Here is a 13,901-nt window from a genome sequence, read left to right as displayed (position 1 = left end):
TCACAAAGGTTTATTAAATATAATGATGCAAAAAAGAACTCTAATAACAACTTCTCATAGACCAACAAGAAATACTAGACGTTTTATCAAGGCTTTATCTAAGCTAATTCCTAATGCTATTAGGGTTAATAGAGGAAAGCTTACACTTAAACTACTTGCATTACATGCCATTGATACAAATTGCGATAATGTATTAATAGTTAGAAATAGAAGAGGAAATCCAGGATTTATAGATTTATATGCAATATCATATCCCTTGCTGGAAATTACAAAAGTATGTACATTAAAAATCTGTGGTTACTCTATAGATGAAAAGTATAAACAGTTACGTAATATCAAAGTTTCTATTCTTAGACCAATTTCCATTTTAAATGAATTCGAAGTATCGTCTAAGTTATTGGAATGTTTTCTAAAAACATTTAATATTAGCTTGGATGATGCTTCGTTGAAGACTTCTGACCAAAGTATATGTGTTCACATAAAAAAATCTAGAAATAGAGACGGAATTGAGGTGGTCTTCTCTGACTGCAACACTAATACAAGATACATGCTAATAAGACTATGTGAATAGATATGGTTATTGATAGAATATACCATTTAATACATAACACTTATTACCTAAGCTGCCAATCATTGGAATGAACAAGAATGTCATTTAATGTTAAAGCAATTTTAAAAATAACCTTTGAGAATAAATGTGAATTTGCTCAAACAATTTACAATAGTATATTTGCTGAAGTAATTAATCCTGCTAACATAGGCAAAATAAAAACCAATATCTATTTTTCAGATGATTTGTGCTCTATAAATATAGAGGTTTTTGCAGATACTTTGAGTCATGCAAGAGCATTTCTAAACTCAATTCTTTATCTAATAAATGCATCTCTTGAAACATTGAATGCTATTAAAAACATGAGCTCTTATAAAAACTAATATATTCGCTATATCAAATTTAGCATTAAAATAAATGTAACTAAAAAGAAGTGGTGTATAACTTGGCCGAAACAATACCACCTGAAGTTCAACAACAAGTTATTAAATATCAGCAACTACAAGCACAATTGAATCAGTTGTTAGCTGAAAAAAGTGTTATAGAGCAAGAGTTAAGAGAAATAAACAGGGCTTTAGAAATACTGAAGAACGTTGCTGATAATACTGAAATGTATAGAAGCACTGGTCATTTATTAATTAAGATTAGTAAAGCTGATGCTGAAAAAGAATTAAGTGAGCGAAAAGAATTGTTAGAACTTCGACTAAAAACACTTTCTAGGCAAGAAGCATTAATAAGACAGCAACTAAGCGAGGTTCAATCAAAGTTATCTCAATATGCCTCGACACTTTACAAGAAAACATAGAACCAAAAATTTTAATCCCAAATAAAATTTATTTATTAAATGAATTGTATGAGAAAAGTTAGGCAACTTAATCTAAACTTAAGCAAAATAGATTTTGAAACATTAGCTGAAATAGCTAACCTCATCGAAAAAACAATTCTTGATCACATAAGTTTAGTGCTTGGAACTAGAATAACAGATTACAATATTGTTGTAGGTGTGAAACTAGATAATGACATGTTGACAATTACTGTTGATGCAGATACAAAGGCATATTTTATTAATAAGCTAAGTCTAGAATCAATACTAGATGCAGCATTGAGGAATGCTTTCAATGCAGCAGAGCAATTTCTATCAAAATTTAGATTTAGTGAAAAAAATAGTGGAGAAGGCAAAAAAAGTTGCAATAGTAACACATGTTAATGCTGATCCAGATGCTCTTTCATCAGCATGCGCTTTACATGAGCTAGTTCATAGTTTAAATAAAGAAGCGTCCATAGAAGTACTAGTGCCAGAAGGAATAGGATCTGAATGCAAATACATTTATGTAACATGTCAAAAAATGAACATAAAAATGGATGTTATTAAGAAGTATCATCAGATAGAGGATAGAGCACCTTGTGATGTATGCATAGTCTTAGATACAGCATCGCTAGAGCAACTCAGGTTGTTGAAGAACTATGTTCTTAAGTGTGACACCATTATAATAATTGATCATCACCAATTTCAAGATATTGGACCTTTGATTAAGGATAGGCAGGTTATATACATTGGAGATGGACAATCCTATAGTTCAACAGCTGAAATAGTTTTTGAAATGCTGATGAAATATAACTTAAGTCTTAACAATATTCGTGAAATAGCGGAAATTCTTTTGGCAGGTGTTTTGTGGGATACAAAAAGATTTCAAAGAATAACAAGAAATACTTTTCATGTAGTAGCAAGCATGATAGACTATGGAGCAAATTATGAAGAAGCGCTAAAGCTTATAGCAACTGAAAGGCCTTCATCAAATAGAATTGCAAGAATAAAGTGTATATTTAGGCATAGAGGGTTCAAAGTAAGAATAAAAAATAGCGATATTTTCATAGCGATATCAAATGTTGGTGCTTATGAATCTGATTGTGCATCAACTTTAATCACAATAGGCTATGATATTTCCTTTGTAATAACTGAGGATGAGAGTTTAAAGGCTATAAGAATTGTTTATAGAGGTAGAGAAGATGTGATTAATTCTCTCAATATAGATATATACAATGAATTTGTGAAAAAGCTTATAGAAGTCTTTGGTGGTGGTGGGGGAGGTCATAAAGCAGCTGGAGGTGCTATACTAAGAACATATAATATTAAACAAGTAGTTGATCAAATCATTAAGATATTGAATAGTATAAGTGAAATAGGTATTTTGGAATTTGTTGAGAATAAAACTTGAGGTTAAGATTTATGGTAATTGTTTATATTGATGAGAGAGAGCGCAATTCCAAGGTTCCACAAATTCTAATTAGCAAGGGTGTTACAATAATTTTTAAGCTTCTAAATGTAGGAGACTACATCATTTCGAATAAAGTTGGTATAGAGAGAAAGACTGCTTCGGATTTCATAAAATCTCTAGTTGATGGGAGATTATTTGATCAAGCATCTAGACTTGTAAATGAATATGAAAAAGCAGTGATAATAATAGAGGGCAGTTTAAAAGAAGCTGCAAGGTTTTCTAATGTTAGGAGAAGCGCAATTTTAGGAGCATACATAACACTTGCTCTTGATATTGGTGTTATAACGCTAAATTCTAGAGATGAAGAGGAAACAGCTGAAATAATAAAAAGAATAGCTATGAGAACAGAAAAATTGGGAAATGTTGCAATAGCTACTAAAAGACCTATGCAAAAACCATCATCTTCTGAAGTAAGTGAATGGCAATTGTACATACTTCAAGCATTTCCTCATATAGGACCAAAAACTGCTGTAAGAATTTTGGAAAAATTCGGATCCATACACAACTTTTGTACAGCATCCTTATCTGAACTTGCAAAAATTGAAGGTCTGGGAGAGAAGAAGGCTAGTGAAATATATCAAATAATACATGCCATATACAAGGATTTTAAAGAGTTGAAGAAGGATAAAAGCAAGTCTATTATGGACTATTTTTCACAAAATCATAGCAAAAGCTAGTTTTGATTTGCTTTTTAGAAATAAACTTTAAATTAGGTTTAGCTTCAAAACCAGGATGTGAAAAGTTAATAAGCTTAACACTAGCTAAAGACTTGGATAAGGTAGGGTAACAAAAAATGAGATTTGTCAAAAGTGTTGACCAAATACTAAAGATAATGAATAATCCCGAGCAAATTAGAAATGTAGGTATAATTGCGCATGTAGACCATGGAAAAACAACAACTACAGATAGCTTGTTAGCAGCAGCTGGGCTCATCTCACCAAGGCTAGCTGGGCAGCTACTGGCAATGGATTTCTTGGATATTGAGCAGAAAAGACAAATGACTGTTAAAGCAGCTAACATTAGTTTGTATCACGAGTTTGAAGGAAAACCATACGTTATTAACTTAGTTGATACACCAGGTCATGTTGACTTCACAGGCAAGGTAACTAGAAGTCTTAGAATGATTGATGGAGCAATTGTTGTGGTTGATGCTGTAGAGGGTGTTATGACACAAACAGAAACTGTGCTTAGACAAGCATTAGAGGAAAGAGTAAGACCATTATTGTTCATAAATAAAGTAGATAGGTTAATAAAGGAACTGAGGATGTCACCAGATGATATAAAGCAACGATTTATTGAAATTATAAAAGAGGTTAATAATCTAATTGAGACATATGCAGAGCCAGAGTTTAAGAAGAAGTGGCTTCTTGATCCAGCACAAGGAATGGTTGCATTTGGAAGTGCTAAGGATGCTATAGGATTAACAGTTCCCCTGAGCAGAAAGAAGGGAGTTAAAATAGACGATTTAATAGAAGTTTATACGAAAGGAGATAAAGAAGGTTTGGAAGAACTTAAAAAGAAAATACCATTACATGAAGCACTTCTAGACATGGTAGTAAAATTTGTGCCTAATCCTCGTGAGGCTCAGGCTTATAGAATACCAAAGATTTGGAGAGGTGAGATTAATACTGATATTGGAAAAGCTATGATGTCGGCAGATCCTGATGGACCTGTGGTATTCTTTGTATGTGACATGCGCTGGGATCCACATGCAGGTTTTGTAGCTACTGGAAGAGTATTTTCAGGAACAATATATAATGGGCAAGAGCTTTATCTAATAAATAGCAGAGTTGTGCAAAGAGTTTTGCAAGTAGGTATTTACATGGGACCGTATAGAGAAGTTGTAGACAGAATTCCAGCAGGCAATGTAGCAGCTGTACTTGGCTTGGACCAGTCTAGAGCAGGTGAAACAGTTGTTGATGTCAGGATAAAAGATGTTATGACACCATTTGAGAGAATGAGATATATTTCAGAGCCTGTTGTAACGATGGCTGTTGAGCCTAAGAAAACAACTGATTTAACTAAATTAATCGATGCTCTAAAGAAGATGAGCATTGAAGATCCCAACCTTGTTGTTAAAATAAATGAGGAAACAGGCGAGTATCTAATATCTGGCATGGGTCATTTGCATCTAGAAATTGTTTTAACACTTTTAAAAGAAAGGTTTGGCTTAGAAGTTGATACAACACCGCCAACAATTGTGTATAGAGAAACTGCTAGAGAGAAAAGTAAGATATTCGAAGGTAAGTCTCCCAACAAGCACAACAGATTCTACATAAGCATAGAACCACTAAATGAAGAAACAATAAGACTTATACAGGAAGGTATTGTTAGTGAGGACATGGATACACATAAGAGAGCTAGAATACTTCGTGATCAAGCTGGCTGGGACTATGATGAAGCAAGGAGAATATGGGCTATTGATGAAAACATAAATGTATTTATAGATATGACTTCAGGAATACAGTATCTTAGAGAGGTTAGGGATACTATAATACAAGGTTTTAGACTAGCTATGAGAGAAGGGCCTTTGGCTGCAGAGCCTGTAAGAGGATTGAAGGTCATTCTCCAAGATGCTGTAATACATGAGGATCCAGCTCATAGAGGTCCTGCACAAATATATCCTGCTGTTAGAAATCCAATATTTGCGGCAATGCTTTCATCGAGACCAACACTTCTAGAACCCTTGCAGAAAATAGAAATAAAGTTCCCCATGGACTATCTAGGACCAATATCATCTGTTATAACAAAGAGAAGAGGTAGAATAATAAATGTTACTCACATGATTGGTAACATAGTCAAGATGTTGGCAGAAATGCCTGTTGCAGAATCTGCTGACCTAGCAAATGAACTTAGAAGTGCTAGTGCTGGAAAAGCATTTTGGGGTACAGAATTTAGTCGCTGGGCACCAGTACCAGATTCAATGCTACTAGATATAGTTAGAAAGATTAGACAGAGAAAGGGTCTAAAGCCTGAGCCTCCAAGTCCCGATGAATTCATATCACTATAGAAGAGTTAAATAAGAGAAAAATCTCAAAAATAATTCAAAATGAAGTACTTTTAGCAAAATTAAGTTATGGATATAACTAAGACTTGTTTTTATAGTTAACATTAGTTAACATTCCTAGATTTTCCTCACATTGATTATGAATAGAGGTTAGAGGCATTTGAATACTTTAAAGAAACTTCTATCTTTAGAATTTACAAAAAGTCAGAAGGCGCTTAATCCATCGACTAGATTAATAGTTTGAGTGAAAAAGCTTAAAATTGTAAATATGTGAGTAGTATTTTGTCAAATATGTGATGGGCCCGTAGCTCAGCCAGGTAGAGCGGCGGGCTCTTAACCCGTAGACCATGTGAATGTGGGCGGAAGTCCCGGGTTCGAATCCCGGCGGGCCCGCCACATCATAATAACATTAACTTGTTTTGCTTGCCTTGTATTTTTCAACAAGCTCCTTAGCTTTATCAAATGTTATCTTACCTTCTTTAATCATTTCTTCAGCAACTATATCTATTAGAGCACCTTCTGCACCAGCACTAATCGCAAGGTTTCTGGCATGAAGTTTCATATGCCCTGCTTGAATTCCTGTGGTAACAAGTGCTCTTAGTGCAGCAAAATTCTGTGCTAAACCAACAGCTACCATAATTTCCGCAAGTTCCTTTGCTGTTTTAATTCCAAGAATTTTTAAAGCTATTTGAGCTACTGGATGAGTTTTTACAGCTCCACCAATTGTTCCAACTTGTAATGGCATTTCTAAAACTCCAACAAGATATCCTTGCGAATCCAAATCCCATGTACTAAGTGGTTTATATCTTCCATCTCTTGCTGCATAAGCATGGGCACCAGCTTCAATGGCTCTATGATCCTGTGCTGTTGCAAGAGCAATAGCTATAACACCATTCATTATACCCTTATTATGTGTAACCGCTCTATATATATCAGCTTCTGCAATAGCTGATGCCTCAACTATTTTCTCAGCTACTTCCATTCCACCAATTTTTTCAGGCTCTATTCTTACCCATGCCCTAGCGATTCTATAAACAGCATAATTTGAAACTATTCGCAACCTAGCTTCTCCACCAGACAATTTTTCAAGGTATGGAGCAACTGCTTCAGCCATTGTATTAATGGTGTTTGCTCCCATTGCATCAACAACATCAACTATCAAATGAACCACTACGACAGGACCTTTTCTAGTTTCAATAACTCTTACCTCAATATCTTTAGCACCTCCACCAACATTAACGAGAGTTTTATTAGTAGAGTTTGCAATTTCCAATATCTCGTTTTTCCTTTGCATAATTTCCATAGCAGCATAATGTGGTGAAGGAACTTTTACAAGATGTACTTGGCCTATCATTAATTGCTTAGATGCTTCAGCTCTTATACCATCACCATTGTTAGCTTCTCGAAGCATTCGAGCTGCATTGCTAGCTGCTGCTACAACACTTGGCTCCTCTATAACCATTGGAACTAGATACTCTTTTCCATTAATTCTAAAGTTAGTTGCTACAGCAAAAGGATATGATATTGCACCAATAACATTTTCTATCATGGTGTCGGCTACTTTTGGATTCAAATTTCCAAAGTTTTTCAGCAACTCAACTTCATTCATATTTAGATTAGCCCAATTAATAACAATGTTTAATCTCTCATCTATTGATAATTTGTAAAACCCAGGTATTCTAGACGATCCTATACTGTTATTTGAATTCAATTATATAACACCAAAAAGTAAATTAAAGCATCACAGTTTAAAATTACTTATGTTTCATTTAGTTAACCCTTTTTAAATAAATTAATGCATCAGTATTTAACAAGTATCTAAAACTACATCAATTAAAGTATTTAGCAAAGCTTTCTCAGCTACATTTAAACCATTTGCAAATGAAATTATTGCAACATCTCCGAATTTAAGTAATAAGGAGCTGCGTATATTTCTTAATGTTGAGTATTTCTTCTCATTCAATTCTTTATCTGGGGGTATATATGCAAATTCCTCAACAAATACAATCAAAGCTGCTTTTGCACCATATCCTATTAACTTGTCTCGTATATTAACAATTCCAAACTTTTTCACAAGTTCAATACTATTATCCAATACAGCTAACCAGGAGTAGGGTGCCAGCCTCAAATCTTCTTCAATTATTGCTGTAGAATTTTCAATTCTACGCACAACACTCATTATCCTCTCAATCACCCTCTTACCTCTTTCAGTAAGTATACATCCACCAACATAATCAACATTTACAAGGTCATATTCTTTAAGTCTCTTTATTAAGGTTCTTGTAGAGGCAACACCAATGCCAAGCATTCTTGATAAAACATTTCTTCCTATAGGCTCTTTCTCGTAAAGCAGCAGCAATGTCTTTAAAACATGAGCAGGCTCAAATAATGGCTTTACACCTTTCCTACTTGCAGCAATTTCATAAAAAAGATTCTTTAAGTTACTCATAATCACACAAGTATAGTCAATTGTTTTAATCATTAATAAAGATTTATGAACAAACCCCTACCTAATCACATCTTTGTATAAATATTAACTTCTCTAGAGCCATAGAGATTTTGCTAAAAACAATGATTTTTTGCTATGTTAAGCACTTTCCATATTTATCATCATAAACCAGGGAAAGTTTTATTAACTGCTTTAAAACATCATCTACAAAACTATCTAGGGTTTCTGGCGAAACTCCATTTTGTTTTGCCTTCTCTTTTACAATGTTTTCAACTATTTGATAATTTTTGTATTTTTCATTTAGAACTTTCCATGGTATTCCAGCTAATGCCTTAGCTATATCCTCATTATATCTCAAATAGCCTTTTATCATGAGAAATGCTATTATTGGATACCCTACATACCTTCTGTACTTCGTTCCATTATCATCGCTATACACAATTCTTTTCTCAATGTCAACATAAACACAGTACTTTCTACTACCATCTGAAGAAACAACAATAGCTTTGTTATTACTAACTTCCTTAATCCTTTTATCAGCTATACACCCTAAAGCCTCTAACACTTTTATTCGAGGAGGACTTTTAAGTTTCTCAGCCATAACCAAACCTAGTCTCTAACAGTTTGTTTAACAAACTTAAAAATGTGCAGACAAAAATAGAAACTAGATGAAGAGTCCCGCGCTCTCGACAACACAGTTGGATGAAGAGAATCGCGGCCGCCACGGATTAAATCAGTATAGAGGTGTACATAAACGAAACTTGGAGTAATGTATAGAAGCTTAGTTGATGATGATTTCATTGTGTTAAACTATTTTGTTCGTTCTCTCAAAAGATATGAATACGTTCCATTAGAAATCATAATCAATAATTTTAGAGAAAAATTCACACAGAAAGAATTAATCGCGCGAATCAAGAAACTAGCTAAAATGAAACTTATTGAACGTCATCCAACATTTGAGGCTTATAGAATAAAATTTCTTGGATTAGATTGTTTAGCACTACATAGACTTGTTAAGAAAAATGTTATAACAGCAATTGGTGATAAAATTGGTGAGGGTAAGGAGAGTGAGCTTTTTCAGGCAATATCATCAGATAATATGCTTGTTGCAATAAAGTTTCACAAAATTGGGAAGGAATTCAGAAATGTGGTTAAGACTAGGTCGTATGGGGAAGGCTTTGAGAATTCGTCATGGATTATAAAAAGCATTATATCAGGTCGTAGAGAGGCAGAGGCACTAAACATATTAAACAAGCATGGTGTTGAGGGTGTTCCTAAATTTTATGGAGCAGCTCTTCATAGTGTAGTTATAGAGTTCATACCTGGTGTGAATTTATATGAAGTAGAATCTCTTGAAGATCCCACTGAGGTATTTCATCAAATAGTGGATATAGTTAAGAATGCATATTGGAAAGCTGGTTTGGTTCATGGTGATTTAAGTGAATATAATGTAATTATTGATATTGATAATAACAAGAGCTACATAATAGACTGGCCACAATACTTTGCAACAGTAAATCCAATAGCTTTGGAGGTTTTGAAGAAGGATCTATATCATATAATATCTTTCTTCAAAAGAAAATTTAGAATGAATATTGATTTAGACAAAATACTTGAATATGTTTTAGAAGGGAAAAGGTCTAAGTAATTTTTGAATCATTATTTGCTAATTGCACAATGTCTTCCTTAATCTTATTTGTTCAATTGCAATACTATTTGCTTAAACCAATTAAATTTTTAAACCTTTAAAATACTTAATTATGCTGTACTCAACTTGATTATTTTTATACGTAAATGTAGTGTAAAAGGCTGTAAAAAGTGTTACTATGAAGGTAATGGGCATCGATATTGTTAAAGGTAGTCCGTTATCCAGAACAAATCCACCACTTTATGCTGTTGTTGTAATTGATGAGAATAGTAATGTTTTGTATGAATCTATTGAGACTCCTTTAAAAGGTTTGATTAGAATTGCATGGGATTTTAAAGTAGATAGGATTGGTGTTGATAATATCTTTGAAATTGCTCCAACAAAAAAAGACTTAGCAAAAATTTTTGAACTCTTTCCACCTACTGCAATTATATATCAAGTTACAGTAGAAGATAACAAGTTTATTGATTTATCAAAACAAGTTTCAAAAATTGGAATAATCTTGTCATCAAAACCTAAGCCAATTCAAACAGCATATCTGTGTGCACTTCTTGCGTTGAATGGTATTGGAACAGTTGTTAGAGGTGTTGGGGCTAGAACTAAAATTATTATTTCAAGAACAAGATCTCCTGGTTCAGGAGGTAGTAGAGCAAATATTTTTGCACGTGCAATGAGAACAGCAATTTTTAGAGCTATGAAAGAAGTTAGAAAGAAACTTGATGAAGCTCAGGTAGTTTATGACATAGTTCTGAGGAGAGGGAGAGGAGGGCTTGAGAATGCAGCCATAATAGCCTATGCAGATGTTACAACAATTCGCAAGATTGTGAAGCCTTTTCATGGAAACGACATAAGAGTTGTTATAAAACCCGAGTTTACAACAATTGAGTTTGAAAATAAGGATTATAGCAAAAAATATGTTATTGTTGGTATCGACCCTGGAATTGAAACAGGTATAGCTATAATTGATCTCTCCCTTAAAACATGTTACACCTACTCATCCAAAGAACTTGATAAAGTGGCTGTAGTAAGTAAGGTCTACTCCATTGGAATACCAGTTTTAATAGCAACAGATAAAAACCCTGCTCCAGATACTGTGAAAAAGGTTTCATCTATTCTTGGACTACCACTTTATGTTCCTCCAAAATCTCTAAGTATTGAAGAAAAAGAGCATTTAATTGACTGGTTAACTAAACGAGGTCTAAGCATTGAAATTAAAACCTCTCATGAAAGAGATGCTTTAGCAGCAGCGTTGAAGGCATATAAATCATTTGAGAAAAAATTTATAGAAATTGAAAGAAAAGTCATTGAATTAGGACTTGATATTGAGTTAGATGATGTTAAACTTCAGTTATTGAGAGGAAAGACTGTTAATGAAGCAATAGAATATGCTATTGAGGAGCATCTCAAAAACACTTATTCCGCAGCTCTAAGCCAAGATTTTGTTACTATGCATCAAATTGTTTCCAATGAAAAATGTGATGAAAAAATTAAGATTATCAATGATAAATTAAGTGAATTACAAAAAGAAAGAGAGACTTTGAAAAGAAAAGTTATGGAATTGGAAAACAAACTAAAGGAAATTGAATTTGAGAACAAATTTAGAATTATGGAAAAACTTGAGCCAGAAATTGTAAAGGATAGAATAATTAATGAGTTTAAGGAAAAGATAAGGCAATTACAAATACATGTGGAGTATTTGGAGAAGGAGCGTGAAAAACTTTATGATTTGAAAAAGATATTTGAAGATGTTTTAAGGGGGATGGTTAAAGACGAACTTATTCTTATTCCTATAGCTAAAGACTTTAGTGAAGAATATCAAAAGAATGTAGATGGCATTTATGTAATGTATGTAAATAAGGATTTTATAGAGTTGCCCAAGTTAAAGAATATAAAAAGACCATCTATTCTAATAATGAAAAAATGTTCAAATGAGTTATTTACTCAATTTTTTGATTTTGAAATTGGTGTAATATGTGATGAATTAACACCAGTTCTAATAACAGATGATGTGGTTGTTTTCAATAAGAAACTTTTACAAGATACTATAAGGATTGCTTATAACAAACTGATGAATTATTTGAATATGAAGCGAGAGAAAGAGTTGTTGGATTATAAAAAGCTTCTAAGTATTATTAATGAATACAGATCAAACTTGATAAGAGATCAATAAATTTTTAAAAGAGCGTTACTTTGTTCTCTAATATGTAATTTGTTATACCATCAAATTTACTTAGCACCTCATTTACTATATTCTTTGCCTCGTTAATCATATCTAAAGTTAGTCTCTCTACAGGCAATATCTTTATATCAACAATTAGTGGATCATTTATTGGTCTTCCAATTTGGCTTAACATACTGACATACACCTCCTTAACACCTTTCACCTCCTCATAGATTCTATTTGCTATAATAGTTGATGTAACATTGTATAACTTACCAACATGGCTAACAGGGTTTTTTCCTGCTGTTGCCTCTAAGCTCATTGGCCTCATAGGAGTTATTAGCCCATTTACTCTATTGCCTCTTCCAGTAGCTCCATCATCTCCATGTTCTGCTGATGTCCCTGTTACTGTTAGATAAAACACTCCTTCTTCTGGCTTGTCAGCAACATTTATGAATATTTCAATATCATAGTCATGTACTTTCCTAGCAAGAAAATCAAGTATTTTCTCCTTTATTTCTTCTTTTACCGACAAGTACTCCTCTTTATCCCTTACAAATCTAGATACAATTGCCGCGGCAATTGTTAATTTAATTTTCTTATTTATTCTAAGCCCCATTACCTTAACATCTTCTCCCACAGCTGGTAAAACACTTTTTGTGGTGGGGGAATTCAAAAATCTTTCAACATCATAAACAACCTTCTCAAGTGTTGATAAAGGAGCAAATCCAACACCAAAACTAGTATCATTCGAAAGTGGAATCTTTTTTAATCCAAGTTCAAATATGCTAACTAGGTCTGCACTTCCCTGCCCCACCTTATAATCAACAATCACATGTTCTTCAGGATTTAAAAACCTGAAGTTTTCTCTAATCCAGTTTTTGGCTGCTTTCATTATTAAAGTTCCAACAGGTATAAATTCTAAGTCTTCTTTTGTTTTAACATATGTTGTGGCTCTTCCAGATACAATGATGTATATTGGTTGTAAAACCTCACCTCCACCGAACACGGGATTTGCTTGTCCCCCAACAACAAGAACTTTGTCAACATTGTGATGCAATATTACCCCAAACCTCTTTAAATAGTACTTGCAAAGCTCTCTACTAACCGCTTCTGAAATACTATCAGCTATATAGTCTGGATGTCCAGTTCCCTTCCTTTCAACTATTTCCACATTTAAATTCTCTATACCCGTCCATCTATACTCAGATACTTCTATATTTGGCATTGTTAATTCCCAAAGTATTTTTGAACATACCAAAACTTAATATTTTTATATTTCTATAAAGCTAGGATATTTTTAGCTACCTAATATTTCTACTAAGTCTCTCAGCTTTAGTAAATATTTTAAGACACTCATCAAAATATTTACATAGTTTACAATCAATATTCTCAACCGAGAACTCGAAGTTTATTGGACATGATAAAGGTAATTTGATTTTCTTTCTAACTTTTTTATAATTTTGCATAATACATTCACGACATTGAGGCTTGTCTTAATCTTGCTTCCGTATAGTCAACGCATATGTAGAGTATTTGGCTTCCTCTGATCAATATTCTACCATATTTTGCTATAACATCTTCTCCACCATCTTTATACTCAGTAGCATCCTCCAAAACAACATTCATTGTTGGATCCGTCATAACAAGTTTTCCAACAAATTCTGTATTCTCCTTCACCTTCACTAATACTGTTTTATTCATGGAACCTCTTAATAGTTTCATTGGAGTTATTGCAGGTTTTTGCTGAGTTGCAGCCATTCAGATTCATCCCAATACAAGTTGTATACATTTTTGATTACAATTTAAA

At 33.3% G+C, this 13,901-nt stretch carries 14 protein-coding genes and 1 tRNA gene; 10 read left to right on the top strand and 5 right to left on the bottom strand.

Annotated features, from left to right (window positions below):
• Positions 1-22 precede the first annotated feature (22 nt).
• The 8 genes from QPL79_RS02655 (at position 23) to QPL79_RS02620 (ending at position 6,229) form a co-directional block, all read left to right on the top strand.
• On the top strand, positions 23-571 hold the full coding sequence (locus QPL79_RS02655) for a hypothetical protein (protein ID WP_285273232.1): 549 nt from the start codon (positions 23-25) through the stop codon (positions 569-571).
• A gap of 77 nt (positions 572-648) precedes the next feature.
• Positions 649-933 carry a KEOPS complex subunit Pcc1 gene (locus tag QPL79_RS02650; protein WP_285273231.1) on the top strand — a complete coding sequence of 95 codons (285 nt, stop codon included), beginning with the start codon at positions 649-651 and terminating at the stop codon, positions 931-933.
• 62 nt (positions 934-995) lie between these two features.
• Positions 996-1,355 (top strand): prefoldin subunit beta, encoded by a 360-nt coding sequence (locus QPL79_RS02645; RefSeq protein WP_285273230.1) that lies wholly within the window; start codon positions 996-998, stop codon positions 1,353-1,355.
• A 48-nt stretch (positions 1,356-1,403) separates the two neighbouring features.
• Entirely contained in the window at positions 1,404-1,757 is a 354-nt protein-coding gene (locus tag QPL79_RS02640) for a hypothetical protein (protein ID WP_285273229.1), read from the top strand.
• Positions 1,717-2,766 carry a DHH family phosphoesterase gene (locus tag QPL79_RS02635; protein WP_285273228.1) on the top strand — a complete coding sequence of 350 codons (1,050 nt, stop codon included), beginning with the start codon at positions 1,717-1,719 and terminating at the stop codon, positions 2,764-2,766. Before QPL79_RS02640 ends, QPL79_RS02635 begins: the two co-directional genes overlap by 41 nt.
• 11 nt (positions 2,767-2,777) lie before the next feature.
• Complete coding sequence (locus tag QPL79_RS02630; protein WP_285273227.1) at positions 2,778-3,503, top strand: ERCC4 domain-containing protein; 726 nt, start codon at positions 2,778-2,780, stop codon at positions 3,501-3,503.
• 116 nt (positions 3,504-3,619) lie between these two features.
• Positions 3,620-5,836 carry an elongation factor EF-2 gene (locus QPL79_RS02625; protein ID WP_285273226.1) on the top strand — a complete coding sequence of 739 codons (2,217 nt, stop codon included), beginning with the start codon at positions 3,620-3,622 and terminating at the stop codon, positions 5,834-5,836.
• Between the two features lie 295 nt (positions 5,837-6,131).
• Positions 6,132-6,229 (top strand) — tRNA-Lys (locus QPL79_RS02620).
• A gap of 13 nt (positions 6,230-6,242) precedes the next feature.
• Here the strand turns inward: QPL79_RS02620 and QPL79_RS02615 are convergent.
• From QPL79_RS02615 to QPL79_RS02605, 3 genes are all read right to left on the bottom strand, one after another.
• A complete protein-coding gene (locus tag QPL79_RS02615) occupies positions 6,243-7,544 on the bottom strand; it encodes a hydroxymethylglutaryl-CoA reductase, degradative (RefSeq protein ID WP_285273225.1) in 1,302 nt (433 codons plus the stop codon).
• A 96-nt stretch (positions 7,545-7,640) separates the two neighbouring features.
• On the bottom strand, positions 7,641-8,282 hold the full coding sequence (locus QPL79_RS02610) for a DUF4443 domain-containing protein (protein WP_285273224.1): 642 nt from the start codon (positions 8,280-8,282) through the stop codon (positions 7,641-7,643).
• Positions 8,283-8,415: 133 nt separating this feature from the next.
• On the bottom strand, positions 8,416-8,883 hold the full coding sequence (locus QPL79_RS02605; RefSeq protein WP_285273223.1) for a UCP014422 family protein: 468 nt from the start codon (positions 8,881-8,883) through the stop codon (positions 8,416-8,418).
• A gap of 168 nt (positions 8,884-9,051) precedes the next feature.
• Here QPL79_RS02605 and QPL79_RS02600 point away from each other — a divergent pair, with 168 nt between their 5' ends.
• Positions 9,052-9,930, top strand: coding sequence for an RIO1 family regulatory kinase/ATPase domain-containing protein (locus tag QPL79_RS02600; protein ID WP_285273222.1), 879 nt, complete (start codon positions 9,052-9,054; stop codon positions 9,928-9,930).
• A gap of 178 nt (positions 9,931-10,108) precedes the next feature.
• The gene (locus QPL79_RS02595; protein ID WP_285273221.1) at positions 10,109-12,100 is read left to right on the top strand and encodes a DUF460 domain-containing protein; all 1,992 of its coding nucleotides are present in this window, start codon (positions 10,109-10,111) and stop codon (positions 12,098-12,100) included.
• Between the two features lie 4 nt (positions 12,101-12,104).
• Here the strand turns inward: QPL79_RS02595 and QPL79_RS02590 are convergent, their stop codons facing one another.
• Both QPL79_RS02590 and QPL79_RS02585 read right to left on the bottom strand, forming a co-directional pair.
• Positions 12,105-13,319: a methionine adenosyltransferase gene (locus tag QPL79_RS02590; protein ID WP_285273220.1), complete on the bottom strand. Its 1,215-nt coding sequence runs from the start codon at positions 13,317-13,319 to the stop codon at positions 12,105-12,107.
• A gap of 248 nt (positions 13,320-13,567) precedes the next feature.
• Complete coding sequence (locus QPL79_RS02585; protein ID WP_285273219.1) at positions 13,568-13,852, bottom strand: U6 snRNA-associated Sm-like protein LSm6; 285 nt, start codon at positions 13,850-13,852, stop codon at positions 13,568-13,570.
• Between the last annotated feature and the right edge of the window lie 49 nt (positions 13,853-13,901).

Source organism: Ignisphaera cupida, assembly GCF_030186535.1.
GTDB lineage: Archaea > Thermoproteota > Thermoprotei_A > Sulfolobales > Ignisphaeraceae > Ignisphaera > Ignisphaera cupida.
The sequence above is the reverse complement of the archived record's forward strand: the minus strand, read 5'-3'. Positions and strand labels throughout refer to the sequence as shown.

Bases quoted from the DNA above. Each gene is read 5' to 3' on its own strand.
- QPL79_RS02585 (WP_285273219.1), bottom strand. From the start codon at position 13,852: ATGGCTGCAACTCAGCAAAAACCTGCAATAACTCCAATGAAACTATTA.
- QPL79_RS02630 (WP_285273227.1), top strand. From the start codon at position 2,778: ATGGTAATTGTTTATATTGATGAGAGAGAGCGCAATTCCAAGGTTCCA.
- QPL79_RS02655 (WP_285273232.1), top strand. From the start codon at position 23: ATGATGCAAAAAAGAACTCTAATAACAACTTCTCATAGACCAACAAGA.
- QPL79_RS02610 (WP_285273224.1), bottom strand. From the start codon at position 8,282: ATGAGTAACTTAAAGAATCTTTTTTATGAAATTGCTGCAAGTAGGAAA.
- QPL79_RS02640 (WP_285273229.1), top strand. From the start codon at position 1,404: ATGAGAAAAGTTAGGCAACTTAATCTAAACTTAAGCAAAATAGATTTT.
- QPL79_RS02590 (WP_285273220.1), bottom strand. From the start codon at position 13,319: ATGCCAAATATAGAAGTATCTGAGTATAGATGGACGGGTATAGAGAAT.
- QPL79_RS02595 (WP_285273221.1), top strand. From the start codon at position 10,109: ATGAAGGTAATGGGCATCGATATTGTTAAAGGTAGTCCGTTATCCAGA.
- QPL79_RS02650 (WP_285273231.1), top strand. From the start codon at position 649: ATGTCATTTAATGTTAAAGCAATTTTAAAAATAACCTTTGAGAATAAA.
- QPL79_RS02605 (WP_285273223.1), bottom strand. From the start codon at position 8,883: ATGGCTGAGAAACTTAAAAGTCCTCCTCGAATAAAAGTGTTAGAGGCT.
- QPL79_RS02625 (WP_285273226.1), top strand. From the start codon at position 3,620: ATGAGATTTGTCAAAAGTGTTGACCAAATACTAAAGATAATGAATAAT.
- QPL79_RS02600 (WP_285273222.1), top strand. From the start codon at position 9,052: ATGTATAGAAGCTTAGTTGATGATGATTTCATTGTGTTAAACTATTTT.